Consider the following 24,663-nt stretch of genomic DNA (forward strand, 5'->3'; position numbering starts at 1 on the left):
CCACGCATGACCAAGGTCGCAGAGCAGCTTTCGCTCACTGATATTCCCGCACCGCCCGAATTTGCCCCCCTGCCGGAACAGGAAATCTCCGCAGAAGTCCTGGTTGAAAAGTACGCCAAGGGCAAGGAAACCAACGTTCACGACGTGCGTAAGCGCGTTGCCTGGGCGCTCGCTCAAGTCGAGCAGGATGCCGACCGCGCCCAATGGGAAGCCAAGTTCCTGTGGGCCCAGGAAAACGGCTTCATCCCGGCCGGCCGGATCAACTCCGCCGCAGGGACCGATCTGCAAGCCACGCTGATCAACTGCTTCGTGCAGCCGGTCGGTGACTCCATCGTCGAAAACGTTGATGGCCGTCCCGGCATCTACACCGCCCTCGCCCAAGCTGCCGAGACCATGCGTCGCGGCGGCGGCGTCGGCTACGATTTCTCGTCGATCCGCCCGCAGGGCGCCCGCGTCAAGGGTACCCAGTCGCGCGCCTCCGGCCCGGTCTCCTACATGCGTGTCTTCGACCGCTCCTGCGAAACCGTCGAATCCGCCGGTGCCCGCCGCGGCGCCCAGATGGGCGTGTTGCGCTGCGACCATCCGGATATCGAGGAATTCATCCACGCCAAGGACCATGGCGACCTGACCAACTTCAACATCTCGATCGGCGTCACGGATGGCTTCATGGAAGCCGTGGATGCGGATGGCGATGTCGAACTGATCCATCGCGCCGAGCCGAATGCCGACATGAAGCTGGGCGGCGCCTACCAGCGCGAAGACGGCCTGTGGGTGTACCGCAAGGTGCGCGCCCGCGATCTGTGGGATCAGGTCATGAAGTCCACCTATGACCATGCAGAACCGGGCATCCTGTTCCTGGATCGCATGAACAAGGACAACAACCTCAATTACTGCGAAGTCATCGAGGCGACCAACCCTTGCGCCGAACAGCCGCTGCCGCCGTATGGCTGCTGCTGCCTGGGTTCGATCAACCTGACCCTGTTCGTCCGCGACGCCTTCTCCGACAAGGCCAGCTTCGACTTCGACGGTTTCGCGGAAGTCGTCCGCGTGTCGACCCGCATGCTGGACAACGTGCTGGACGCGACCCACTGGCCGCTCGAGCGCCAGGCTCAGGAAGCCGCCAACAAGCGTCGTGTCGGCCTCGGCTTTACCGGTCTGGGCGACACCCTGGCCATGCTGCGCCTGCGTTACGACAAGCCGGAAGCCCGTGCCCTGGCCAGCCGCATCAGCGAGTTCATGCGCGACACCGCCTACCTGGCCTCGGTCGAACTGGCCAAGGAGCGTGGCGCCTTCCCGCTGTTCAACGCCGAGCTCTACCTGTCCGGCGGCAACTTCGCCTCCCGCCTGCCCAACGACGTCAAGAACGAGATCCGCAAGCACGGCCTGCGTAACTCCCACCTGCTGTCGATCGCGCCGACCGGCACCATCTCGCTGGCCTTCGCCGACAACGCTTCGAACGGTATCGAACCGCCCTTCTCCTGGACCTACAACCGCAAGAAGCGCATGCCGGATGGCACGCTGAAGGAATACGCGGTCGAAGACTACGCATGGCGCCTTTACAAGCACCAGGGTGGCGATGTCAGCAAGCTCCCGGACTACTTCGTGACCGCTCTGGAAATTTCCGCCAAGGCCCACGCCGACATGGTTGCAGCCGTCGCGCCGTACGTGGACACCTCAATCTCCAAAACGGTGAACGTCCCGGCGGATTACCCGTACGAAGACTTCCAGGACCTCTACATGCAAGCCTGGAAGGCCGGCCTCAAGGGCCTCGCCACCTACCGCCCGAACAGCGTGCTGGGCTCCGTGCTCTCCGTCGAGCCGGCCAAGACCGAAGCGGCGCCGGCTGCGGATGCAAAGGCCCCGCAGGATTTCGTCAGCGATGCCAACCGTCGCCTCTCGATCAAGAACCTGCCGGCCCCGGTGCTGGCCAGCCTGCGCTGGCCGGGCCGTCCGAGCCTGCCGGAAGGCAATCTGTGCTGGACCTACATGGTCGACTCGCCGATTGGTCGTTTTGCCCTGTTTGTCGGTCACGTTGAGCCGGAAGGCCGTGCCTGGCCGTTCGAAGTCTGGGCCAATGGTCCGGCCGAACCGCGTGGCCTGGGCGCCGTCGCCAAGACGCTGTCCATGGACATGCGCGCCAATGACCACGGCTGGCTGGAAATGAAGCTGGATGCCCTGGCCAAGACGCCGGGCGATGCCTTCGAAATGCCGATGCCCCCGCACGGCGAGCGCAAGCGCATGCCTTCCGTCGTCTCTGCCATGGCTCAGGTGATCCGCTGGCGCGTCGAACAACTGGGCGCACTCGGCCACGACGGCCCGACCCCGGTCAAGGATGCCCTGTTCAGCGCCAAGGAACCGAAGACCGGTACCGACGGCACGCTCTCCTGGACGGTAGACGTGAGCAACCCCTCGACCGGCGAAGACTTCGTCCTCGGCCTGAAGGAAATCACCCTGCCGGATGGCAGCTCCCGCCCCTACTCCATGTGGCTCTCCGGGAACTACCCGCGCGCCCTGGACGGTCTCTCCAAGCTCCTGTCGCTGGACATGCGCGTCCTCGACCCGGCCTGGATTGGCATGAAGCTGCGCAAACTGCTGGACTACTCCGAACCGCTGGGCGATTTCATGGCCTTCGTGCCGGGTTCGCGCAAGCAGCAGACCTACCCGTCGACCGTGGCCTACATTGCCCAACTCATCATCCATCGCTATGCCATGCTCGGCATCCTGGATGAAACCGGCTTCCCGCTGCAGCAGATGGGCATTCTGGAAGCGCCGGAAGACACCATCAGCAACAAGGTGCTGCCGACCCAGGGCAAGCTGTGCAACGAGTGCGGCAACCACACCATGATCCGCAAGGATGGCTGCGACTTCTGCACCGCCTGCGGTGCGGTCGGGACCTGCGGCTAATCGCAGCAGCCTGAAACAAAAACCCCGCATGCTGCATGCGGGGTTTTTTTACGCCCTCAGTACGGCCAGGGCATTTTGCACAGTTTCCGACGGTCGACCGTCGGAAACAGCTTATTTCTGCAGGCTGGGATGATTCAGCCAGTAGAGCGCCGTAATCGTCTTGGCATCCGTGATCTCACCGGACCAGACGGCCTCCTGCGCTGCGGCGGGCGCCAATTCGACCAGCTCCAGAAACTCATTGTGATCGAGGGCCTGCGCCCCGTGATCCACAAGATCAAAGGCTGCGAAAATCTCGATGCGCTCATTCGAGTAACCGATACACGGGTGCATCACCCCGAGATATTGCCAACGACCTGCGGTATGCCCCGTTTCCTCAAGCAACTCCCGCTTTGCGGTCTCGAGGATGTCTTCACCCGGATCGATTTTCCCGGCGGGCAGCTCAAGAAACACACGGCCCAGCGGATAGCGGAACTGGCGCTCGAAAATCAGCTTGCCGTTGGGCAGAAACGCCAACACCACCACCGCGCCCGGATGGGTCACGTACTCCCGGAGCGAACTGGCACCGTTGGGCAAGCGCACCTGGTCCCGGCTGACATGGAGCAAAACCCCGTCGAAGACCACTTCCGTATCGAGCTGGGTTTCAATCAAATGGGCATCGTCTTTCATGAACAGGCTTTCCAGAATAAAAAAACGCCCCGTGGATCAGACGGGGCGTTTGGCTGGATCTGAAGATCCGGCGAATCAGAGCGAGCGCAACAGCGCGTAGGCGCAGAGCGACATCAGCACTTGCGGCATCAGGCCGAAAGCCGCCACGGCAATCCCGTTCAGGGAAACCAGCCACTTGATATCGGCTGGTGCCTGGATCGGGGTGTCATCAGCCGGTGCATCGAAGTACATCAGCTTGACCACGCGCAGGTAGTAGAACGCGCCGATCAGGGAGAAGATCACGGCCACGATGGCCAACCAGGTATACCCCGCAGCCATGACAGCCTGCAGGACGGAGAACTTGGCGAAGAAGCCCACGAAGAACGGCACACCGGCCATCGAGAACATCAGCATGAGCATGATGCCGGCAAACCACGGGCTACGCTTGTTCAGACCCTTGTAATCATCCAGATTGTCGGCTTCGAAGCCGGCGCGGGACATCATCAGGATCATGCCGAAGGTGCCGGAGCTCATGAGCACGTAAGAGATCACGTAGAACATGGAGGAGCTGTAGGCATTCAGGGCGTAACGGGCATCCCCGCTGACCACGCCGGTCACGATACCGAGCAGCATGAAGCCCATGTGGGAGATGGCCGAGTAGGCCAGCATGCGCTTCAGGTTGGTCTGCGCAATGGCGGCCAGGTTACCAATGGCCATCGAGAGCACGGACAGGATGATCAGCATCTGCTGCCAGTCCTGCGCCATGGTGATCAGACCGTTCACCAGCAACCGCATGACGATGGCGAAGGCCGCCAGCTTCGGTGCGGAACCGATGAACAGGGTCACCGAGGTCGGCGCACCGTGATAAACGTCCGGAATCCACATGTGGAACGGCACGACACCCAGCTTGAAGGCCAGACCGGCAACCAGGAAGACCAGGCCGAAGACCAGGACCGTCTGGTTGACGCCGCCGCCGTACAGGCGCTCGGCAACACCGGTGATTTCCAGGGTACCCGTCGCGCCATAGATCATCGACATGCCATAGAGCAGCAGACCGGAGGCCAGGGCACCGAGGACGAAGTACTTCATGGCGGCTTCGGTCGACACCACGGAATCGCGGTTCATCGCCACCATCGCGTACAGCGACAGGGAGAGCAGTTCGAGACCGATGTAGATGGTCAGGAAGTGGTTGGCCGAGATCATGACCATCATGCCCAGGGTCGCGAACAGCGCGAGCACGTAGTACTCACCCTTGTTCATGGCCGGGCGGTCAATGATGTAACCGCGCGAGTAGAACATGACCACGAAGACCGTCATGTACAGGAAGAGCTTCAGCAAGTCGGACATCAGGTCATCGACGAACATGTTGCTGAAGGTGTAGGTGATTTCACCGGTACTGGTCGCAAACTGCAGGAAGACACAGCCGACCAGGGTCAGCTGGGTCAACACGAAGGTCAGCGTACGGCGGCTGTCCTTCACGAACAGGTCCGCAACCAGGATCACCAGGGCCATGGCCGTGATGAACAGTTCCGGCGCGGCGGGCAGTAGGTCGGGAACAACGAAATTATCGAACATGTTGTCTACCGTTTATTGAATCTTGCTGATGGCCACATGACGCAGCAGGTCGTTGACCGAGGCGTGCATGACTTCGGTGAAAGGCTGCGGATAAACACCCATCCACAGCGTGCAGATTGCCAGCACGGCGAGAATCAGGAATTCACGCTTGTTGACGTCGGTAAGTTCGGCAACGTGGTCATTGGCCACTTCACCGAAGATCACGCGCTTGTACATCCACAGGGAGTAAGCCGCACCCATGATCATGGACGACGCTGCTGCAAAGGCAACCCAGAAGTTCAGTTTGACCGCACCCAGAATCACCATGAATTCACCCACAAACCCGGAGGTCGCAGGCAAACCGGCGTTGGCCATCGTAAACAGCATGAACAGAGCGGCGAACTTCGGCATGGTATTGACCACACCGCCGTAGTCGGCAATCTGGCGGCTATGCACGCGGTCATACATGACGCCGATACAGAAGAACATGGCACCGGAGACAAAACCGTGGGAGATCATCTGAACCAGCGCACCTTCGATACCCATCGGGCTGAACATGAAGAAGCCCAGGGTCACGAAACCCATGTGTGCAATGGAGGAGTAGGCCACCAGTTTCTTCATGTCGGCCTGAACCAAGGCCACGAAGCCGATATAGACCACCGCGATCAAGGACAGTGCGATGACGAGGCCGGCCAGTTCGTGCGAGGCATCCGGTGCAATCGGCAGCGAGAAACGCAGGAAACCGTAGGCACCCAGCTTCAGACCAATCGCAGCCAGCACGATGGAACCGCCCGTCGGCGCTTCAACGTGTGCGTCAGGCAGCCAGGTGTGCACCGGGAACATCGGCACCTTGACCGCAAACGCGATCAGGAAAGCGAGGAAGAGCCAGATCTGTGCATTGAGCGCGATCGGCAGCTTGTGCCATTCAAGGATCGAGAAGCTGCCACCGGACTGAATGAACAGGTAGAGCAAGGCGACCAGGAAGAGCAGCGAGCCGAACAGGGTGTAGAGGAAGAACTTGAAAGCAGCATAAACGCGGTTCGGGCCACCCCACACACCAATAATCAGGTAGAGCGGAATCAGCGAGGCCTCGAAGTAGACGTAAAAGAGCACGCCATCGAGCGAGGTGAAGATGCCGTTCATCAGCCCGGACATGATCAGGAAGGCTGCGTTGTATTGAGCAACCTTGTTCTCGATCACTTCCCAACCAGCGGCAACGACGATCACGGTAATGAAGCTGTTCAAGACAACGAACAGCATCGAGATGCCGTCAACACCGAGGTGGTAATTGATATTGAAACGCGGAATCCAGTTACGCAATTCCACAAATTGCATGCCGCCGTTGGCCGGATCGAAACCGAACCAGAGCGGCAACGCAACAACGAGTCCAGCCAGCGCGCCCACCAGGGCAAGCATGCGGGCCAACGGCGCATTCCGGTCCCCTCCGGTGGCCAGCACAACAAGGCCGGCCACGATGGGAGTCCAGATGGCGAGAGATAGCAGCGGGTAAGTCGACATGTTAATCCTTGCTCTTCTGCGAACTATTCACGCTATGCGCGGTTGATCCACAGGGTCATCAGCACAAACAAGCCGATGATCATGGTGAAAGCGTAGTGATAAACGTAACCGGTCTGGAAGTAGCGGGTTACCGCTGCGATCCAGCCAACGAGTTTGGCCGAGCCATTGACGATCAAGCCATCAATGATGGCGACGTCACCGCCGCGCCAGAACACCTTGCCCAGCAAACGCGCACCGCCAGCGAAGACGACTTCGTTGATCTTGTCGAAGTAGTACTTGTTTTCGAACAGGGTGTTAATCGCCGAGAACTTGCGCTGGATAGCCGCCGGAATATCCGGGCGCTTCATGTAGAAGAACCAGGACAGGACAACCCCAGAGAGCGCGAGGAAGAACGGCAACGTGGTCAGTGCATGAACGCCCATCGCAGCAGCACCATGGAAATGCTCAGCGAGGTGAGCCATGGCCGGGTGTGCAGCGCTATCGACGTGGATCACGCCCTTGAAGTAATCACCGAACAGCATCGGCTCAATGGCGATGTAACCAATCGCAACCGACGGAATGGCCAGCAGAACCAGCGGCAACCAGACAACCCAGGGGGTTTCGTGCGGCTTCTCACCCGGGCCAAGACCGTGATGATGACCGTGGTCGTCATCATGATGATCATCATGCGCGTGATGGCCATCCTTGCCGAAACGCTCTTCGCCGTGGAAAACGAGGAAGTACATGCGGAAGGAGTAGAAGGCAGTGACGAAAACACCGGCCATGACCGCGAAGTAGGCAAAGCCGGCACCCGGGATATGCGACAGGGCAACCGCCTCGATGATCGAGTCCTTGGAGTAGAAGCCGGACAGGAAAGGCGTGCCGATCAGGGCCAGGGAGCCGACCAGGGAGGTGATCCAGGTGATCGGCATGTACTTGCGCAGACCACCCATGTTACGGATGTCCTGATCGTGGTGCATCCCGATGATCACGGAACCCGCCGCAAGGAACAGCAATGCCTTGAAGAAGGCGTGCGTCATCAGGTGGAAGATGGCGACCGAGTAGGCGGACGCACCCAGCGCCACCGTCATGTAGCCCAACTGAGAGAGGGTGGAGTAGGCAACCACGCGCTTGATGTCGTTCTGGATGATGCCCAGGAAACCCATGAACAGCGCGGTAATCGAACCAATCACGATCACGAAGGAGAGTGCCGTCGTGGACAGCTCGAACAGCGGGGACATCCGGGAGACCATGAAGATACCCGCGGTAACCATGGTGGCCGCGTGAATCAGGGCAGAAATCGGCGTCGGGCCTTCCATGGAGTCCGGCAGCCAGACATGCAGCGGCACTTGAGCCGATTTACCCATGGCACCGATGAACAGGCAGATGCAGGTCACGGTCATCAGCGACCACTCGGCGGCACCCCAGATATTGATCGTGGTGGCGGCAAAGTCATTGGCCTTGGCAAAGACCTCAACGTAATTCAGCGTACCAAAGTGCGCGAGGATCAGACCGATACCGAGAATGAAGCCGAAGTCGCCGACACGGTTAACCAGAAAGGCCTTCATGTTGGCAAAAATGGCCGTCGGACGGGTGTACCAGAAACCGATCAGCAGGTAGGAGACCAAGCCAACCGCTTCCCAACCGAAGAAGAGCTGCATGAAGTTGTTGCTCATCACCAGCATCAGCATGGAGAAGGTGAACAACGAAATGTAGCTGAAGAAGCGGTTGTAACCCGGATCATCGTGCATGTAGCCGATGGTATAGAGGTGCACCATCAGCGAGACGAAGGTCACGACAATCATCATGGTCGTCGTCAGCGTATCGATCATGAAGCCGACTTCGAACTTGTAATCACCGCTGGTCAGCCAGGTATAGACCGGGCCGTTAAAGGTATTGCCCGCCTGAACATCCTTGAAGATCAGGATCGAGGCAATGAAGGCCACCGCGACACCGGCGATGGTGGCCGTGTGGGCCAGCCAGCGCGGAATGACGCGGCAGAACAGACCGGCGATCATCGCGCCGACGAGCGGCGCGAGCGGGACGAGCAAGTAGAGTTTCTGCATTTCCATGATTAACCCTTCAGGCTGTCCAGATCATCCACGTGGATGCTATTGAGGTTGCGGAACAGCACGATCAGAATCGCCAGACCGATCGCGGACTCAGCCGCTGCAACGGTCAGGATGAAGAAGACGAAAATCTGGCCCGAGAGGTCCTGAAGATAGTGGGAAAACGCCACAAAATTCATGTTGACCGCAAGCAGCATCAATTCGATTGCCATCAGCAGAACCAGCAGATTCTTGCGGTTCAGGAAGATGCCGACGATGCTGATCGCGAACAGAATCGCGCCCAGAATCAGGAAGTGTGAAAGTGTCAGAGTAAGCATTGGCCCCCCGGGGTTCAGTCTTTTTCAACCGGCATCTGCAGGACGCGGACGCGATCCTTCGCCTTGACGAAGACCTGCTGATTCGGGTTGGTGTACTTGGTCTTCTTCGGACCACGGTAGGTCAGAACGATGGCTGCGATCATGCCGACGAGCAGGATGATGGAGGCCAGTTCAAACGGATAGACGTACTCGCTGAACATCAGCGCGCCGATGCTCTTGGTGTTGGAAACCCCTGCCGGCACCATGGCGTCAGCAGCCGGCACCTGGAAGTACTTGCTGCCCAGCACGAGGCCCATTTCCAGGACCATGAGCAGCCCAAGCACGGCACCCAGCGGCAGATAATTCCAGAATCCCTGGCGAATCCGATCCATGTTGATGTCCAGCATCATCACGACGAACAGGAACAAGACCATCACCGCGCCGACATAGACCAGAATGATCGCAATCGCGAGAAACTCGGCCTGCAGCAATGCCCAGACACCACCGCAGGTGAAGAAGGCCAGAATCAGGTGCAGTGCAGCATGCACCGGGTTCCGGGCCGTGATCACGCGCAAGCTGGCAAAGACCAGGATGGCGGAAAGGAAGAAAAATACGAAGCTTTGGAAGTCCATCGCAGGCACCTGTTAGCGGTAAGGCGCGTCGAGCGCGCGGTCCTCGGCGATCTGCGCTTCGTAACGATCACCATTCGCCAGCAGCATCTGCTTGGTGTAATAGAGATCGCCACGCTTCTCACCGTGATATTCGAAGACCCGGGTTTCAACGACGGCATCGACCGGGCAGGCTTCTTCGCAGAAGCCGCAGAAGATGCACTTCGTCAAATCGATGTCATAGCGCGTGGTGCGGCGCGAACCATCATCACGCGGCTCAGCCTCGATCGTGATGGCCATGGCCGGACAGATTGCCTCGCACAGTTTGCAGGCAATGCAACGCTCTTCCCCGTTCGGGTAACGGCGCAAGGCGTGCAGACCGCGGAAGCGGAAACTTTGCGGCGTCTTTTCTTCGGGATACTGGACGGTGATCTTGCGAGCAAAGAAATACTTGCCCGTCACCGACATCCCCTTCAACAACTCCTTGAGGAGGAGGCTGTTGAAGATTTCCTTCATCGAACCCATTGATCTCTCCTCACTTCCAGATATTCAGGGGGGACATCATCCAGACGCCCACGACAACCAGCCAGATCATGCAGATCGGCAAAAACACCTTCCAGCCCAGACGCATCAACTGATCGTAGCGATAACGCGGGAAGGTGGCTCGGAACCAGAGGAAGAGGAAGAGGATGAACGCCATCTTGGCGAACAGCCACAGAATACCGTCCGGCAGGAAGCCAACCGGCGACAGCCAGCCACCCAGGAACATGATGGCGGTCAGGGCTGAAACCAGAATCATGTTGGCGTATTCCGCGAGGAAGAACACCGCGAAGGCCATCCCGGAGTATTCAACGTGGAAGCCGGCAACGATTTCCGACTCACCTTCAGCCACGTCGAACGGCGCACGGTTGGTTTCTGCCACACCGGAGATCAGGTAGACCAGGAACATCGGCAACAGCGGCAGCCAGTTCCAGGAGAGGAAATCCAGACCCCAGCTTTCGAAACGCCCGGTGTTCTGCGCATTGACGATGTCCACCAGATTCAGGCTGTTCGACACCATCAGCACGCAGATCAGCGAGAAGCCCATCGAAATTTCGTAGGACACCATCTGAGCAGCGGAACGCATGGCGCCGAGGAAGGCATACTTGGAGTTGGATGCCCAGCCGGACAGGATAATCCCGTACACCCCCATGGAGGTGATGGCCATGATGTACAGCAGACTGGCGTCGATGTTGGCAAGTACCAGGGTTTCGTTGAACGGCACAACCGCCCAGGCCGCCAACGCGGGCGCAATGGCCAGCATCGGTGCAATGATGAAGATGCCCTTGTTGGCGCCGGTCGGAACAACAATTTCCTTCAGCAGCAGCTTCAAACCGTCAGCGATCGGCTGGATCAAACCCCAGGGACCAACACGGTTCGGACCGATACGGACCTGCATGTAGCCGATGACCTTACGTTCCGCCCACGTCAGGTAGGCCACGGAAAGCATCAGCGGTGCAACGATCAGCACGATCTTGAGCAGCGCCCAGACGGCGGGCCAGGCACCGCCAAACATACCCTGGCCGAAATTCATGATGGCGTCCATTTATGCACGCTCCACGGTAATCACACCGAACATATCGCCCAGCGCGGCAGTTGAAGCGTGTGCGGCAGCAACACGCACGCAACCGGCGGGAACGCCCTCATCGGCCTTGGCAAGCAGCACGGCTTCGCCCTGCCCCTGCTTGACGCGTACCTGATCACCGGCACTCACACCCAGTTGCGCGAGGGTTGCGGCGTTCATACGCGCGGTCGGCGCGACAGCATCGGCCGTCTGCAGCAAAGCAGGCGCACGACGTGCCATCGGATCGGCAAAGTGAATCGGCACATCGGCGATTCGCTGCAGTCCAGCGACCGGCGCAGGCAGCGTCATGGACACGGATGTCAGGCCGTTATCGAGACCGGCAACAAATTCAACGCCCTTGCCCAGTACTTCATCACGCACGGCTTCGCTGCTTTCGTAAGCAAAACCGTCCAGATTGAGCACATTGCCCAGCACACGCAGCACTTTCCAGGCCGGGCGGGCTTCGCCCTGCGCGCGGACAACGCCGTTGAAACTCTGCACGCGACCTTCGATATTGATGAAGGTCCCGGCTGTTTCGGTATAAGGCGCGAGCGGCAGCATCACATCCGCATACTCAAGAGCCGGGGCATGCTTGAAGGCCGACATGTAGACCACCAGGCTGGCTTGCTTGAGCGCACCGACCACACGTTGCGGGTTGGCACAATCAAACTCCGGTTCAATCCCCATCAGGACATAGGCCTTGCGCGGCTGCTCGAACATCTGGCGGGCATTGGCAGCACGCGGCAGTGCGCCGGCCACGTAGCCGCCAACCACATTCGCTGCTTCACCCAGATGGCCGACCACGGCATTGGTCAGCTTACCGAGTTCCAGGGCCAGGGCCTGAAGAGTAGCGGCGCAATCCAATTGCGTTGCGACATTGCCCAGGAAGACGGCACGCTTCTCGCCATCCACCAGGCTTTGCGCAATGGTGCGAGCCACATCGGTAACCTGAACAGCATCCAGGCCTGCCGGCGCAGCAACGCCCTTGATCTCGGCAGCAGCCTTCACGATGGCAGCCAGCGCATCAGCCAGGGCAGACGGTGCAACAACCTGCTTGGCGTGCAATGCCATCAGCGGATCGTCACCGGATACGGTCAACACGCTGACCTTGGTAAATTTCTTGGCGGCCTGGCGCAGGCGCTGAGCGATCAGCGGATGATCCTTACGCAGGAAAGATCCGACGACCAATGCACCATCGAGGTCGGCGATTTCACTCAAACGCATGCCCAGCCACGGGGTACCGGCACGCTTGCCGTCCGCGGAGAAATCGCTCTGACGGGGACGGAAATCGATATTGCCGGAGCCCAGGCCCTGCATGACCTTGCTCAGCAGCGCCAGCTCTTCCAGCGTTGAGCTCGGCGCGGCCAATGCAGCGAGCGCATCCCCACCATGTTCGCGGGCGACATCCTTCAAGCCGTGGGCGACGTAGTCGAGCGCGACGTTCCAGTCCACTTCGCGCCATTCGCCACCTTGCTTGACCATCGGCTTGGTCAGACGCTCTTCCGAATTCAGTGCCTGATAAGCAAAGCGTTCTTTATCAGAGATCCAGCATTCGTTGACCGCGTCGTTTTCGCGCGGCAAAACGCGCATCACTTTGTCTTGCTTGACTTGAACGACCAGATTGGCGCCAACGGAATCATGCGGGCTGACCGACTTGCGGCGCTGCAATTCCCAGGAACGCGCGGTATAACGGAACGGCTTGGAAGTCAGCGCACCAACCGGGCACAGGTCAATCATGTTGCCGGACAACTCGGAATCCACGGAGCGACCGACGAAGGTCTGAATCTCCGAGTGCATGTTCCGATTGGCCATGCCAAGTTCCATGATGCCGGCGATTTCCTGACCGAAGCGCACGCAGCGGGTACAGTGAATGCAGCGGCTCATTTCCTCCATGGAAATCAGCGGGCCGACATTTTTGTGGAAAACGACATGCTTTTCTTCGGTGTAACGGCTCTTCATCGGGCCGTACCCCATGGACATGTCCTGCAGCTGGCACTCCCCCCCCTGATCGCAGATTGGGCAATCCAGCGGGTGGTTGATGAGCAGGAATTCCATCACGCCTTTCTGGGCCTTCACGGCCAGTTCAGAATGGGTGAATACCTTCATGCCGTTGGTGACCGGAGTGGCACAAGCCGGAAGCGGCTTCGGCGCCTTCTCCACCTGCACCAGACACATGCGGCAGTTCGCTGCGATGGAAAGCTTCTTGTGATAGCAGAAATGAGGGATATACACCCCCAACTGCTGCGCCGCATCCATGACCGTACTGCCGTCAGGGACCTGCGCTTTTTTGCCGTCGATTTCGATTTCTAGCATGTCGCTACCTTGTAGCCAGTATTCTTAACGCGCCCGCCCGAGGTCAGGCCGGAATCTTGTGGAAGCCGCTGCCTGCCCACTGGACATCCTGCGGAACGAGACAACGCTTGTTCTCAATGTGATATTCGAACTCGCTGCCAAAGTGCTTCAGGAAGCTTTGAACCGGGAAGGCGGCGGCATCACCCAGCGCACAGATCGTACGGCCGGAAATATTGCCCAGAACGCTCTTCAACAGATCCAGATCCTCCGGCTTGCCTTGCCCGTGCTCGATCCGGTGAATCACCTTGTACATCCAGGCAGTACCTTCACGGCAGGGAGTGCATTGGCCGCAGGACTCTTCGTGATAGAAGAAGGACAAGCGCTCCAGCGCCTTGACCATGCACACGGTCTCATCCATCACGATGACCGCACCGGAACCGAGCATCGAACCAGCCTTGCTGATCGAGTCGTAATCCATCGTGCAGTCCATCATGACATCGCCCGGCAGCACCGGCGCCGAGGAACCGCCGGGAATGACGGCCTTCAACTTGCGACCACCACGCATCCCGCCACACATTTCAAGCAGGGTGGAAAACGGCGTGCCGAGGGGAATTTCGTAATTGCCGGGACGATTGACGTGACCGGAGACCGAGAACAACTTGGTACCGCCGTTGTTCGGCTTGCCCAGATTCAAATAATCCTCACCCCCGATATTCAGAATGAAGGGGATGGACGCGAACGTCTCTGTATTGTTGATCGTGGTCGGCTTGCCGTAGAGACCAAACGAGGCCGGGAACGGCGGCTTGAAGCGCGGCTGACCCTTCTTGCCTTCGATCGATTCGAGCAGCGCAGTTTCCTCGCCGCAGATGTAGGCGCCGTAACCGTGATGGGCAAACAATTCGAAATTGAACCCGGAACCCAGGATATTCTGGCCAATGAAGCCGGCAGCCCGAGCTTCATCCAGCGCCTCTTCGAAACGCTTGTACTCCAGCCAGACTTCGCCGTGCACGTAGTTGTAGCCGCGATTGGCACCCATCGCGTAGGCGGCGATCGCCATCCCTTCGATCACAGCATGCGGGTTGTAGCGCATGATGTCACGATCCTTGAAGGTCCCCGGCTCACCTTCATCGGTGTTACAAACAACGTACTTGTCGCCCGGGAAGGAACGCGGCATGAAAGACCACTTGAGGCCCGTCGGAAAACCAGCACCGCCACGACCGCGCAGTACGGATTTTTTCACCTCGCCAATGACGTCTTCCTGGGAAATCTTGTTTTCCAGAATGCGGCGCAGCTGAGCATAGCCCCCACGCTTCACATAATCCTGCAGGTGCCAGGTGTTATCGCCATCGAGACCTTCCATCAGAAGGCCATTAATCGATCCAAGCATCGCCATTATTTGCACTCCTCCAGCAGCTTGTCGATCTGTTCCGGATGCATGTGGCTGCACATCGAACGATTATTGACGATGAAAACCGGCGCATCACCGCACGCGCCCATGCACTCACCCTCTTTCAGGGTGAATTTGCCGTCGACCGTCGTCTCGTTATAGCCAATACCGAGCTTTTGCTTCAGGTACTCGCCTGCATGATAGCCGCCGGACAATGCACAGGGCAGGTTGGTACAGACCGTGATCTTGTACTTACCCACCGGCTTCAGGTCATACATGTTGTAAAAGGAAGCAACTTCGTACGCGGCAATCGGCGGCATGCCGAGATAATTTGCCACGGCCTCGATTGCCTCTGCAGGCAACCAGCCCAATTCTTCCTGCGCATGCGCGAGACAAGCCATGACTGCCGACTGTTTCTGGTCAGCAGGATACTTGGCGACCTCGCGATCGAATTTCTTGAAGGTGTCTGCGGAAAACATCAGCGGTCGATCTCGCCAAAAACGATATCCTGGGAGCCGATGATCGTAACGACGTCGGCAAGCATATGGCCACGGACCATTTCATCCATCCCGGCCAGGTGAACATAACCCGGCGCACGAATCTTCATGCGGTAGGGCTTGTTGGCACCATCAGAGACAAAGTAAATACCGAACTCGCCCTTAGGATGCTCAACAGCAGCATAGGCCTCGCCCGGAGGAACATGAATACCTTCGGTAAAGAGCTTGAAGTGGTGAATCAGCTCTTCCATGTTCGACTTCATATTCTCGCGCGCCGGCGGTGCCACCTTGTGATTATCCGTAATCACGGGGCCCGGATTCTTGCGCAGCCAGTCGATACATTGCTTGATAATGCGGTTGGATTGCAGCATTTCTTCCATGCGCACCAGATAACGGTCGTAGCTATCGCCATTCACGCCAACCGGCACATCGAAGTCAACCTTGTCATAGGCTGCATAGGGTTGCTTCTTGCGCAAATCCCATGCAATCCCGGAACCGCGCAACATCGCACCGGAGAAGCCCATTTGCTTGGCGCGCTCCGGCGTTACCACGCCGACATTAACCAGACGCTGCTTCCAGATACGGTTATCGGTCAGCAGGGTGTGATATTCGGCGTGATAGGTGGGGAATCGATTGGTGAAGTCTTCCAGGAAGTCGAGCAGCGAACCGCTGCGGTTCTCGTTCAACTCCTTGGCCTTCTTCGCACTCGTCCAAGTGGAAGGCTCATACTGCGGCATGCGGTCCGGCAGATCACGATAGACCCCGCCCGGACGATAGTAGGCAGCATGCAGACGCGCCCCCGATACCGCCTCATAGGCATCCATCAGGTCTTCGCGCTCGCGGAAGGTATAGAGCGCCATGGTCATGGCACCCACGTCAAGAGCGTGACACCCGATCCACAATAGATGATTCAGGATACGGGTAATTTCATCGAACATCGTTCGGATGTACTTACCGCGCTCCGGAACATCGATGCCAAGCAGCTTTTCCGTCGCCAGACAGTAAGCATGCTCGTTGCACATCATGGAGACGTAATCCAGACGATCCATGTAAGGCACCGACTGAACCCAGGTACGGGTCTCGGCAAGCTTTTCGGTGGCACGATGCAGCAGACCGATATGCGGATCGGCACGCTGAACCACTTCGCCATCCAGCTCCAGAACCAAACGGAGCACACCGTGCGCCGCAGGGTGCTGCGGACCGAAGTTAAGGGTGAAATTGCGAATATCAGCCATGTGCAGCATCCCCGTAGGTATCTTCGCGCACAATGCGCGGGGTATTTTCACGCGGCTCGATCGTCACCGGCTGGTAAATCACGCGAGCCTGATCCGGGTCATATCGCATTTCGACATGACCGGAAATCGGGAAGTCCTTACGGAACGGATGCCCGATAAAACCATAGTCCGTCAGGATGCGGCGCAAATCCGGATGGCCCACATAGGCAATACCAAAGAGATCAAAGGACTCACGTTCAAACCAGTTTGCACTGGTCCACACCTCGGTAATGGTGTCGACAGCAGGAAAGGCGTCATCATCTGCAAAAACGCGCACGCGCAGCCGCCAGTTATTAGCCAGCGACAGGAGATGAACGACCGTTGCGAAACGCTTGCCCTGCCAGGCACCGTCGCCATACGTCGAATAATCCACACCACAGAGATCAGTCAACTCCTCAAAACCGAGCGCAGGCTCGTCACGGAGGGTCTTCATGACCGAGAGATAATCAGCAGCAGCAACCTCGATGGTCACTTCCCCAAGCGCCACTTTCAGCGACTGCAGCGTGTCACCGAATTGGGCCTGAAGATTCTGGCTAAGCGCTTCCAGCTTGGCGGACATAATCGTTCAGCCTCGAAATTTTAGCGGGCGATGGTATTGGTACGACGGATCTTGTTCTGCAACTGGATAATTCCATACAGAAGCGCTTCCGCCGTCGGAGGACAGCCCGGAACATAGATATCCACCGGCACGATGCGGTCACAACCGCGCACGACGGAATAGGAATAGTGGTAGTAGCCACCACCGTTGGCACAAGAACCCATCGAGATCACCCAGCGCGGCTCAGCCATCTGGTCGTAGACCTTGCGCAAGGCAGGGGCCATCTTGTTGGTGAGAGTCCCCGCAACAATCATCACATCAGACTGACGCGGACTGGGACGAAACACCACACCAAAGCGGTCCAAGTCATAACGGGAACACCCCGCATGAATCATTTCAACCGCACAGCATGCGAGACCAAAAGTCATCGGCCACAAGGAGCCGGTACGCATGTAATTGATGAGCTTGTCAGCAGTGGTGGTGACAAAGCCTTCCTGAAGAACACCCTCGATCGCCATGTCTTATTCCCATTCAAGCGCGCCCTTGGCCCAGGCATAGATATAGCCAATCACCAAGATCGTGACAAAAATCAGCATTTCGACGAAGCCAAACATCTTGATCGACTCGGTCGCAACGATATCTTTGAAAATGGTCGCCCACGGGAAGAGGAAGGCCACTTCAAGATCAAACAGGATAAACAGGATGGCAATCAGGTAGTAGCGCACATCAAACTTCATGCGCGCATCTTCGAAAGCCTCAAAGCCACACTCGTAGGGAGAAAGCTTTTCAGGATCCGGCCGGCTGGGCGCGAGCAAAAAGCCCATTGCAACCGGCAGCACACCGACCGCAACCCCCACCAGGACGAACATCAGGATTGGAAAGTAGTTTTCCATGATCCGCCGCCTTAATTCAGTTTCTTGTACGAAACAGCACACCCAAAGGTGACTGCCCTATTATTGGTGCCGACGGCGAGACTCGAACTCGCACAGCTTGCGCCACTACCCCCTCAAGATAGCGTGTCTACCAATTTCACCACGTCGGCACTACTTTTTGATCCACCCGGCGAGGGATCATGCCGGATAGACCATCCTTGCGTTTACTTCGGAATATCCTTGGCCTTGGATGCTGCATCTGCAGCATTGGCAGGCGCCTCGCCTGCAGTTTGAGCTGCCGGCGAAACGGTTTCGGATTGTACCGTTTCTTGCATCAGGCTTCCAGTCGTTTTTGGCTTGCTGGAGGCCACATATGCCAGCGTCAAACTAGTCACAAAGAAGATTGCAGCCAGGATTCCTGTCGTACGACTGAGAAAATTGGCAGAACCACTGGCACCAAACAGGCTCCCCGAGGCACCGCTACCAAAAGCAGCCCCCATATCAGCCCCCTTGCCATGCTGCATCAGGACCAGACCAATCACCGCCAAGCCCACCAGAATATGGATCGTGAGCACCACCGAAAACATCCAACTCATGTACACCGCCTATTAATTTGCTGCCTGACAGATTGCCAGGAAGTCTTCCGCAACGAGTGCCGCCCCACCAATCAAACCACCATCGATGTCTGCCTGCGCAAACAGTTCAACAGCATTTTGAGGTTTGACGCTACCCCCATAAAGAATTTGCAAGGTCGCCGCGCGCCCCGCATCCAATGCAGCCACTTGCTCGCGAATTGCCGCATGCACGGCCTGCGCCTCTGCCGGTGAAGCAGTCAGCCCTGTCCCAATCGCCCAAACCGGCTCGTAGGCAATCACCAGATTCGCCAGACCAGCCACACCCACAGCACTCAGCACCGCCGCCAACTGGCGCGATACGACCTCCTGCGTCTGACCAGACTCCCGCTCCAAACGCGTCTCGCCCACGCAAACAATGGGTAACAAACCACCAGCCAGCGCAGCAACACACTTATCGGCAACGACCTGATCCGTCTCGCCAAACAGGGTGCGACGCTCGGAGTGCCCGACGATGACATAGCGACAGCCGAATTCCTTCAGCATCGCCACAGAAACCTCGCCGGTATATGCACCCTGCCCGAACTCACTGACCGTTTGCGCCCCCAAGCCCAGCGTGGAGGCGGACAACAATCCAGACACCTGCGCAAGATAGGGAAAGGGGACACACAGCGCCACGTCGCAACGCAGCGGCGCTGCGCCTTCACGAACCGCCTCAACCAGACGCTGATTGGCCTGGAGGCTACCGTGCATCTTCCAGTTTCCCGCCACGAGTTTTTTACGCATCAACCGGCCAAATTTCGAGGAACAAAACCTTAGGATTATAGCGAGCGAGGAATTTTACGGTCAAGAAAACCAAGGTCTTAGGACGATTGGACGAGCTGTCGAACCACGTTCGCCAACCCCTCAGCCGCATTTGCGACCTCTGCCGCATCCTCACCCTCCACCATCACCCGCAGTAACGGCTCGGTGCCGGAGGCCCGCAACAAAACACGTCCACGCCCCGCCAACGCCGCCTCTGTCGCAGCGACAGCCTGCTGAATCTGAGGCTCATCCCGCCATGCAAACCCTTTGGAAATGGGCACATTGATCAGCTTTTGGGGATACAGAACCAGGTCGCCGAGAAGGGTATCCAGTGCTGCTCCAGCTTCCCGCATCGCGGCCAAGACCTGCAAGGCAGCAACTGTGCCATCCCCCGTGGTATGACGGTCCAACGCCAGGATGTGCCCGGAGTTTTCGCCACCGAAGAGCCAGCCCTTTTCATTGAGCATCTCCACCACATAGCGATCTCCCACCGCCGCCCGCGCAAATGGTACGGCCAACTTGGCCAAGGCATGCTCCAGCGCGAGATTGCTCATCAGCGTCCCCACCACCCCCGCCACCTTGGCCGTGCGCGCACGGCCTTTGACGATGGCATAGAGCAGCTGATCTCCATCGTACAAACGCCCGGCAGCATCCACCATCTGAATGCGATCCGCATCGCCATCCAAAGCGACCCCCAGGTCGGCGCGCTGAGCCAACACCGCCTCAACCAGGGCTCGCGGCGCTGTTGCACCGACGCCATCATTGATATTCAGGCCATTCGGCTGCGTTCCGATGGTCACCACCTCTGCCCCCAACTCGTGAAACACCTCCGGGGCAGTGTGGTAGGCCGCACCATGCGCGCAATCCACCACAATTTTCAGGCCGCGCAGATCCAGGTCGTTGGGGAAGGTGCTTTTACAAAACTCGATGTAACGTCCGCGCGCATCATCAATCCGGCGGGCCCGCCCAAGGTCTGCCGGTGCCACGCATACCATCGGCTCATCGATGGCCGCCTCGATCGCCAATTCGATCTCATCCGGCAACTTGGTGCCTTGTGCCGAGAAAAACTTGATACCGTTATCGTAGTACGGGTTATGAGAAGCCGAGATCACAATCCCCGCCTGCAGCCTCAACGCACGCGTCAGATAGGCCACAGCCGGCGTCGGCATCGGCCCCACCAGACAGACGTCGACGCCCGCCGCAGAAAAACCGGCCTCAAGCGCAGATTCCAGCATGTACCCGGAAAGGCGGGTATCCTTGCCGATCAGCACGGAAGGGCGCTCACCCGGCTTCATCCGAGCCGCCCCCACCAGGACCTTACCGGCTGCGAACCCCAGACGCATCACGAAATCCGGCGTAATCGGCGACTGCCCTACCCGCCCTCGGATACCGTCCGTACCAAAATATTTTCTGCCCATCAGTATTCTCCCTGTTCAATCGCCGCCCAGACCTTCAAGGCATCCACGGTCGCAGCCACATCATGCACACGCAATATTTTCGCACCCTTTGAGGCCGCAAGCACCGCCGCCGCCACGCTCCCCGGCATGCGCTCGCCCACTGCTCGCCCCGTGATCGCGCCAATCATGCTTTTACGCGACACACCGACCAGCAACGGATAACCTTCAGCCGCCATGACGGTCAACGCTCTAAAAAGGGCCAAATTGTGGGCGAGCGTTTTTCCAAAACCAAAGCCTGGATCGAGCACGATCCGCCCGGCAGCAATCCCTGCCTCGCGACAGGCCTGCGCACGCGCCAGCAAGTAGCCGGACACCTCATCCACCACGCTCTCGTAGTCGGGGGCTGCCTGCATCGACCCCGGCTCACCCTGCATGTGCATGATGCAGACGCCACAGTCCGATTCGCGCAGCACATCGATGGCACCAGGATGACGCAAGCCACTGATATCATTGAATAACGACGCCCCCTGCCGCAATCGCCGCACGCATCACTGCGGGCTTGTAGGTATCCACCGAAACCGGCACACCCCACTCGGCGATTCTTGAAACAACCGGAATCAAACGGCGCAATTCCTCATCCTCGGGAGTCGGCACCGCACCGGGCCGCGAGGACTCCGCGCCCACATCCAGAATATCCGCCCCCGCCTCCCACTGAGCCCGCGCATGCGCAACCGCACGCTCAACATCACCACCCAACCCATCATCGGAAAAAGAGTCCGGCGTCAGATTGACGATCCCCATCACCAGCGGGCGGGCAAGGGACAAGCGGAAACGTCCGCAATGCAATTCTTGATTCATAAGAAGCAAAAAGGCCGGGCGTGACACCCGGCCATATTCATCAACAGTGAGTCATCAGGCCGTTGCCGCAGCACTCGGCTCAGCACCCTGCGAATCGTCCGGCTTGGCGCTACGCGCAGTACCGCCGGTTGGCTTGGGCGGACGCGGGGGTTTGCCATCCATGATGTCATCAATCTGCTCGGCGTCGATGGTTTCCCAATCGAGCAGCGCCTTGGTCATGGCCTCGACCTTGTCGCGGTTTTCGTCCAGCAGTTTGCGTGCGAGAGCATATTGCTCATCGATGATTCGGCGAATTTCCGCATCCACCTTCTGCATCGTCGCCTCGGAGACATTCTTGTGCTGGGTGACCGAACGACCGAGGAAGACTTCACCCTCGTTTTCGCCGTACACCATCACGCCCAGCTCGGACATGCCATAGCGCGTCACCATGTCACGCGCCATCTGGGTGGCACGCTCGAAGTCGTTCGAGGCACCGGTCGTCATCTGGTTCATGAAGAGTTCTTCTGCGATCCGGCCACCAAACAGCACGGCGATACGCGACAGGAGATATTCCTTGTCATACGCGTAACGGTCCTGCTCCGGTAACTGCATGGTCAAGCCCAAGGCGCGCCCGCGCGGAATGATGGTGACCTTGTGAACCGGATCAGACTTCGGCACCAGCTTCGCCACGACGGCATGACCGGACTCGTGGTAAGCCGTGTTCATCTTCTCTTCCTCGGTCATGACCATACTGCGGCGCTCCGCGCCCATCATGATCTTGTCCTTGGCTTTCTCGAAGTCGTCCATATCAACCAGGCGCTTGTTGCCACGCGCTGCAAACAGGGCAGCCTCGTTCACCAGATTGGCCAGGTCAGCGCCAGAGAAACCCGGCGTACCACGCGCAATGATGTCCGCCTTCACATCGCCGGCAATCGGCACTTTGCGCATGTGCACCTTGAGGATTTCTTCGCGACCGCGAATATCGGGCAGCGGAACAACAACCTGACGATCGAAGCGTCCCGGACGCAGCAAGGCCGGATCCAGAATATCAGGGCGGTTGGTCGCGGCAATCACGATGATGCCGGAGTGCCCCTCGAAGCCATCCATCTCGACCAGCAACTGGTTCAGGGTCTGTTCGCGCTCGTCGTTGCCACCGCCGAGACCAGCGCCGCGATGGCGACCGACAGCATCAATTTCATCGATGAAGATAATGCAGGGCGCATGCTTCTTCGCATTCTCGAACATGTCGCGAACGCGTGCCGCACCCACACCGACGAACATTTCGACAAAATCGGAGCCGGAAATCGAGAAGAAGGGCACTTTCGCTTCGCCCGCAATGGCTTTCGCCAGCAAGGTCTTGCCGGTACCCGGATTGCCGACCATCAGCACCCCCTTGGGAATACGGCCACCGAGCTTCTGAAACTTGGACGGATCGCGCAGAAAATCAACCAGCTCCTGCACCTCTTCCTTGGCTTCGTCACAACCTGCCACATCGGCGAAGGTCAGGGTGTTTTGCGCCTCGTCCATCATCCGGGCCCGCGACTTGCCGAAGGAGAATGCTCCCCCCTTGCCACCGCCCTGCATCTGGCGCATGAAGAACACCCAGACACCGATCAAAAGCAGCATCGGGAACCAGCTGACGAAGAGGTTCATCAGGAAAGACGGCTCCTCTTCCGGCTTGGCTTCGATTTTCACGCCATTCTTGAGCAGGTCAGAAACGAGCCAGAGATCGGGCGGTGCATACGAAGTAATGCGCTTGCCTTCGGTCGTCGTAGCCTTGAGCGTACGCCCTTCCATGACCACCTTGGAAATCCGCCCCTGCTTCACCTCTTCGATGAACTGGGAGTATTCGACGGTACCGGTCGCAACCTGGCGCGAATTGAACTGATTGAAGACCGTCATCAGGACTAGGCCGATGACGAGCCAGACAGCGAGGTTTTTGAACATATTGTTCAAGCTTGCTCTCCTTCTACAGCGTCGAGCGATAAAAACGCCATTCTAAACAATTCCTCAGCGCAATGTACGCCCGAGGAGATAGAGCTCCGGACTCCGGTCCCGTGACGCATCCGGCTTACGGATCACCACCGTCTTAAAAGTCTCGCGCATCAACTTCAGAAAGGTCTCGTAATCCGAGCCCTGGAAAACTTTGACCAGAAAAGCACCTTCCGGTTTCAAATGCGCACGGGAAAACTCCAGACCCAGTTCAGCCAGATGCATCACGCGCGCCTGATCGACCAGCGGCACCCCTGACATATTGGGGGCCATATCGGACATTACAAGCCCCACCTGGCGATCGCCCAGCATCGTTTCCAGTTGTTCGAGTACATCATCCTCGCGAAAATCGCCCTGAATGAAATGCACACCGTGAATCGGGTGCATTTCGAGCAGATCCAGCGCAAAAACAAGACCGCCATCACCGACCCGTTTTACCGCGACCTGAGACCAGCCACCCGGCGTTGCCCCCAGATCGACCACCACCTCACCGCGCTTGAGCAATTTGTCCTTATCATCGATCTCCATCAGCTTGAAAGCGGCGCGCGAACGCCAGCCTTCCTTCTTGGCGAGTTGCACATAAGGGTCATTGACGTGCTCCTGCATCCACGCCTTGCTGGTTCTGGTTCTCTTCATTCGGTAAAATACGGTTTTTGAAAGGTTTACTATGCAACAACTCACGTCTGCCGAGCGCCGCGAATTGCGCGCCCAGGCCCATGGCCTCAATCCGGTTGTCTCGATTTCCGAAAACGGCCTCACGGAAGCCGTCCTGAAGGAAATCGATACCTGCCTGAAGGCCCACGAACTCATCAAGATTCGCGTCTATGGTGACAGCCGCGAAGATCGCCTGGCCTATTACGCGCAAATCTGCAGCGAACTCGACTGCGCCCCGGTCCAGCATATCGGAAAACTGCTCGTGGTATACCGCCACAGCCCGGAAAAAGCCGCTGCTGAAGCAAAGAAAGCCGCCAAATCGGCACCCAAAGCCGCGCCGCGTCGCACCAAGCGCAGCTTTCAGGGCTGAT

The 24,663-nt window shown here is 58.4% G+C and carries 24 protein-coding genes and 1 tRNA gene; 2 read left to right on the forward strand and 23 right to left on the reverse strand.

What is annotated here, in order from left to right:
• The first annotated feature begins 6 nt into the window (after window positions 1-6).
• Window positions 7-2,904, forward strand: coding sequence for an adenosylcobalamin-dependent ribonucleoside-diphosphate reductase (locus tag AACO21_RS09355; protein WP_346192252.1), 2,898 nt, complete (start codon window positions 7-9; stop codon window positions 2,902-2,904).
• Window positions 2,905-3,015: 111 nt separating this feature from the next.
• Here the strand turns inward: AACO21_RS09355 and AACO21_RS09360 are convergent, their stop codons facing one another.
• The 23 genes from AACO21_RS09360 to rlmE all read right to left on the reverse strand — a co-directional run bounded on the left by AACO21_RS09360 (window position 3,016) and on the right by rlmE (window position 24,274).
• Complete coding sequence (locus AACO21_RS09360) at window positions 3,016-3,570, reverse strand: NUDIX hydrolase (RefSeq protein WP_346192253.1); 555 nt, start codon at window positions 3,568-3,570, stop codon at window positions 3,016-3,018.
• Window positions 3,571-3,645: 75 nt separating this feature from the next.
• Window positions 3,646-5,124, reverse strand: coding sequence for an NADH-quinone oxidoreductase subunit NuoN (gene nuoN, locus AACO21_RS09365; RefSeq protein ID WP_346192254.1), 1,479 nt, complete (start codon window positions 5,122-5,124; stop codon window positions 3,646-3,648).
• A 12-nt stretch (window positions 5,125-5,136) separates the two neighbouring features.
• Complete coding sequence (locus tag AACO21_RS09370; RefSeq protein WP_346192255.1) at window positions 5,137-6,621, reverse strand: NADH-quinone oxidoreductase subunit M; 1,485 nt, start codon at window positions 6,619-6,621, stop codon at window positions 5,137-5,139.
• A gap of 32 nt (window positions 6,622-6,653) precedes the next feature.
• Window positions 6,654-8,675 carry an NADH-quinone oxidoreductase subunit L gene (nuoL, locus tag AACO21_RS09375; protein ID WP_346192301.1) on the reverse strand — a complete coding sequence of 674 codons (2,022 nt, stop codon included), beginning with the start codon at window positions 8,673-8,675 and terminating at the stop codon, window positions 6,654-6,656.
• Complete coding sequence (nuoK, locus tag AACO21_RS09380) at window positions 8,675-8,986, reverse strand: NADH-quinone oxidoreductase subunit NuoK (protein WP_346192256.1); 312 nt, start codon at window positions 8,984-8,986, stop codon at window positions 8,675-8,677. The genes nuoL and nuoK overlap by 1 nt, the downstream gene beginning before the upstream one ends.
• A 14-nt stretch (window positions 8,987-9,000) precedes the next feature.
• Window positions 9,001-9,597: an NADH-quinone oxidoreductase subunit J gene (locus tag AACO21_RS09385; protein ID WP_346192257.1), complete on the reverse strand. Its 597-nt coding sequence runs from the start codon at window positions 9,595-9,597 to the stop codon at window positions 9,001-9,003.
• Window positions 9,598-9,609: 12 nt separating this feature from the next.
• Entirely contained in the window at window positions 9,610-10,098 is a 489-nt protein-coding gene (gene nuoI, locus AACO21_RS09390; RefSeq protein WP_346192258.1) for an NADH-quinone oxidoreductase subunit NuoI, read from the reverse strand.
• A 10-nt stretch (window positions 10,099-10,108) separates the two neighbouring features.
• Window positions 10,109-11,158, reverse strand: coding sequence for an NADH-quinone oxidoreductase subunit NuoH (gene nuoH, locus AACO21_RS09395; protein ID WP_346192259.1), 1,050 nt, complete (start codon window positions 11,156-11,158; stop codon window positions 10,109-10,111).
• Window positions 11,159-13,489, reverse strand: coding sequence for an NADH-quinone oxidoreductase subunit NuoG (gene nuoG, locus AACO21_RS09400; RefSeq protein ID WP_346192260.1), 2,331 nt, complete (start codon window positions 13,487-13,489; stop codon window positions 11,159-11,161).
• 43 nt (window positions 13,490-13,532) lie between these two features.
• Window positions 13,533-14,861, reverse strand: coding sequence for an NADH-quinone oxidoreductase subunit NuoF (gene nuoF / locus AACO21_RS09405; RefSeq protein ID WP_346192261.1), 1,329 nt, complete (start codon window positions 14,859-14,861; stop codon window positions 13,533-13,535).
• Window positions 14,861-15,334 (reverse strand): NADH-quinone oxidoreductase subunit NuoE, encoded by a 474-nt coding sequence (gene nuoE, locus AACO21_RS09410; RefSeq protein WP_346192262.1) that lies wholly within the window; start codon window positions 15,332-15,334, stop codon window positions 14,861-14,863. Before nuoE ends, nuoF begins: the two co-directional genes overlap by 1 nt.
• A complete protein-coding gene (locus AACO21_RS09415) occupies window positions 15,334-16,587 on the reverse strand; it encodes an NADH-quinone oxidoreductase subunit D (protein WP_346192263.1) in 1,254 nt (417 codons plus the stop codon). Before AACO21_RS09415 ends, nuoE begins: the two co-directional genes overlap by 1 nt.
• Window positions 16,580-17,185 carry an NADH-quinone oxidoreductase subunit C gene (locus AACO21_RS09420; RefSeq protein WP_346192264.1) on the reverse strand — a complete coding sequence of 202 codons (606 nt, stop codon included), beginning with the start codon at window positions 17,183-17,185 and terminating at the stop codon, window positions 16,580-16,582. The genes AACO21_RS09415 and AACO21_RS09420 overlap by 8 nt, the downstream gene beginning before the upstream one ends.
• Before the next feature lie 20 nt (window positions 17,186-17,205).
• Window positions 17,206-17,682 carry an NADH-quinone oxidoreductase subunit B family protein gene (locus AACO21_RS09425; RefSeq protein WP_346192265.1) on the reverse strand — a complete coding sequence of 159 codons (477 nt, stop codon included), beginning with the start codon at window positions 17,680-17,682 and terminating at the stop codon, window positions 17,206-17,208.
• A 3-nt stretch (window positions 17,683-17,685) separates the two neighbouring features.
• On the reverse strand, window positions 17,686-18,060 hold the full coding sequence (ndhC, locus tag AACO21_RS09430) for an NADH-quinone oxidoreductase subunit A (protein ID WP_346192302.1): 375 nt from the start codon (window positions 18,058-18,060) through the stop codon (window positions 17,686-17,688).
• Window positions 18,061-18,121: 61 nt separating this feature from the next.
• Window positions 18,122-18,206, reverse strand: a tRNA-Leu gene (locus tag AACO21_RS09435).
• Window positions 18,207-18,260: 54 nt separating this feature from the next.
• Window positions 18,261-18,632, reverse strand: coding sequence for a preprotein translocase subunit SecG (gene secG, locus AACO21_RS09440; protein WP_346192266.1), 372 nt, complete (start codon window positions 18,630-18,632; stop codon window positions 18,261-18,263).
• 12 nt (window positions 18,633-18,644) lie between these two features.
• A complete protein-coding gene (tpiA, locus tag AACO21_RS09445; protein WP_346192267.1) occupies window positions 18,645-19,394 on the reverse strand; it encodes a triose-phosphate isomerase in 750 nt (249 codons plus the stop codon).
• A 77-nt stretch (window positions 19,395-19,471) separates the two neighbouring features.
• Window positions 19,472-20,830 carry a phosphoglucosamine mutase gene (glmM, locus tag AACO21_RS09450; RefSeq protein ID WP_346192268.1) on the reverse strand — a complete coding sequence of 453 codons (1,359 nt, stop codon included), beginning with the start codon at window positions 20,828-20,830 and terminating at the stop codon, window positions 19,472-19,474.
• A complete protein-coding gene (gene folP, locus AACO21_RS09455) occupies window positions 20,830-21,306 on the reverse strand; it encodes a dihydropteroate synthase (RefSeq protein ID WP_346192269.1) in 477 nt (158 codons plus the stop codon). The genes glmM and folP overlap by 1 nt, the downstream gene beginning before the upstream one ends.
• A gap of 10 nt (window positions 21,307-21,316) precedes the next feature.
• On the reverse strand, window positions 21,317-21,634 hold the full coding sequence (locus tag AACO21_RS09460) for a dihydropteroate synthase (RefSeq protein WP_346192270.1): 318 nt from the start codon (window positions 21,632-21,634) through the stop codon (window positions 21,317-21,319).
• 87 nt (window positions 21,635-21,721) lie between these two features.
• Window positions 21,722-23,602, reverse strand: coding sequence for an ATP-dependent zinc metalloprotease FtsH (gene ftsH / locus AACO21_RS09465; RefSeq protein WP_346192271.1), 1,881 nt, complete (start codon window positions 23,600-23,602; stop codon window positions 21,722-21,724).
• 54 nt (window positions 23,603-23,656) lie between these two features.
• On the reverse strand, window positions 23,657-24,274 hold the full coding sequence (gene rlmE / locus AACO21_RS09470; RefSeq protein ID WP_346192272.1) for a 23S rRNA (uridine(2552)-2'-O)-methyltransferase RlmE: 618 nt from the start codon (window positions 24,272-24,274) through the stop codon (window positions 23,657-23,659).
• Between the two features lie 31 nt (window positions 24,275-24,305).
• On the opposite strand from rlmE, the gene AACO21_RS09475 reads away from it, so the two are divergent.
• A complete protein-coding gene (locus tag AACO21_RS09475) occupies window positions 24,306-24,662 on the forward strand; it encodes a YhbY family RNA-binding protein (RefSeq protein WP_346192273.1) in 357 nt (118 codons plus the stop codon).
• Window position 24,663: the final 1 nt, after the last annotated feature.

Source organism: Dechloromonas sp. ZS-1 (assembly GCF_039649255.1).
Lineage (GTDB): Bacteria > Pseudomonadota > Gammaproteobacteria > Burkholderiales > Rhodocyclaceae > Azonexus.

Coding starts and splice junctions, on each gene's coding strand:
- AACO21_RS09360 (WP_346192253.1), bottom strand. CDS start 3,570: ATGAAAGACGATGCCCATTTGATTGAAACCCAGCTCGATACGGAAGTG.
- AACO21_RS09385 (WP_346192257.1), bottom strand. CDS start 9,597: ATGGACTTCCAAAGCTTCGTATTTTTCTTCCTTTCCGCCATCCTGGTC.
- AACO21_RS09420 (WP_346192264.1), bottom strand. CDS start 17,185: ATGTCCGCCAAGCTGGAAGCGCTTAGCCAGAATCTTCAGGCCCAATTC.
- AACO21_RS09355 (WP_346192252.1), top strand. CDS start 7: ATGACCAAGGTCGCAGAGCAGCTTTCGCTCACTGATATTCCCGCACCG.
- nuoH (WP_346192259.1), bottom strand. CDS start 11,158: ATGGACGCCATCATGAATTTCGGCCAGGGTATGTTTGGCGGTGCCTGG.
- rlmE (WP_346192272.1), bottom strand. CDS start 24,274: ATGAAGAGAACCAGAACCAGCAAGGCGTGGATGCAGGAGCACGTCAAT.
- AACO21_RS09475 (WP_346192273.1), top strand. CDS start 24,306: ATGCAACAACTCACGTCTGCCGAGCGCCGCGAATTGCGCGCCCAGGCC.
- nuoI (WP_346192258.1), bottom strand. CDS start 10,098: ATGGGTTCGATGAAGGAAATCTTCAACAGCCTCCTCCTCAAGGAGTTG.
- AACO21_RS09415 (WP_346192263.1), bottom strand. CDS start 16,587: ATGGCTGATATTCGCAATTTCACCCTTAACTTCGGTCCGCAGCACCCT.
- nuoK (WP_346192256.1), bottom strand. CDS start 8,986: ATGCTTACTCTGACACTTTCACACTTCCTGATTCTGGGCGCGATTCTG.
- nuoN (WP_346192254.1), bottom strand. CDS start 5,124: ATGTTCGATAATTTCGTTGTTCCCGACCTACTGCCCGCCGCGCCGGAA.
- glmM (WP_346192268.1), bottom strand. CDS start 20,830: ATGGGCAGAAAATATTTTGGTACGGACGGTATCCGAGGGCGGGTAGGG.
- AACO21_RS09370 (WP_346192255.1), bottom strand. CDS start 6,621: ATGTCGACTTACCCGCTGCTATCTCTCGCCATCTGGACTCCCATCGTG.
- AACO21_RS09425 (WP_346192265.1), bottom strand. CDS start 17,682: ATGGCGATCGAGGGTGTTCTTCAGGAAGGCTTTGTCACCACCACTGCT.
- nuoE (WP_346192262.1), bottom strand. CDS start 15,334: ATGTTTTCCGCAGACACCTTCAAGAAATTCGATCGCGAGGTCGCCAAG.
- tpiA (WP_346192267.1), bottom strand. CDS start 19,394: ATGCGTAAAAAACTCGTGGCGGGAAACTGGAAGATGCACGGTAGCCTC.
- secG (WP_346192266.1), bottom strand. CDS start 18,632: ATGAGTTGGATGTTTTCGGTGGTGCTCACGATCCATATTCTGGTGGGC.
- nuoF (WP_346192261.1), bottom strand. CDS start 14,861: ATGGCGATGCTTGGATCGATTAATGGCCTTCTGATGGAAGGTCTCGAT.
- nuoG (WP_346192260.1), bottom strand. CDS start 13,489: ATGCTAGAAATCGAAATCGACGGCAAAAAAGCGCAGGTCCCTGACGGC.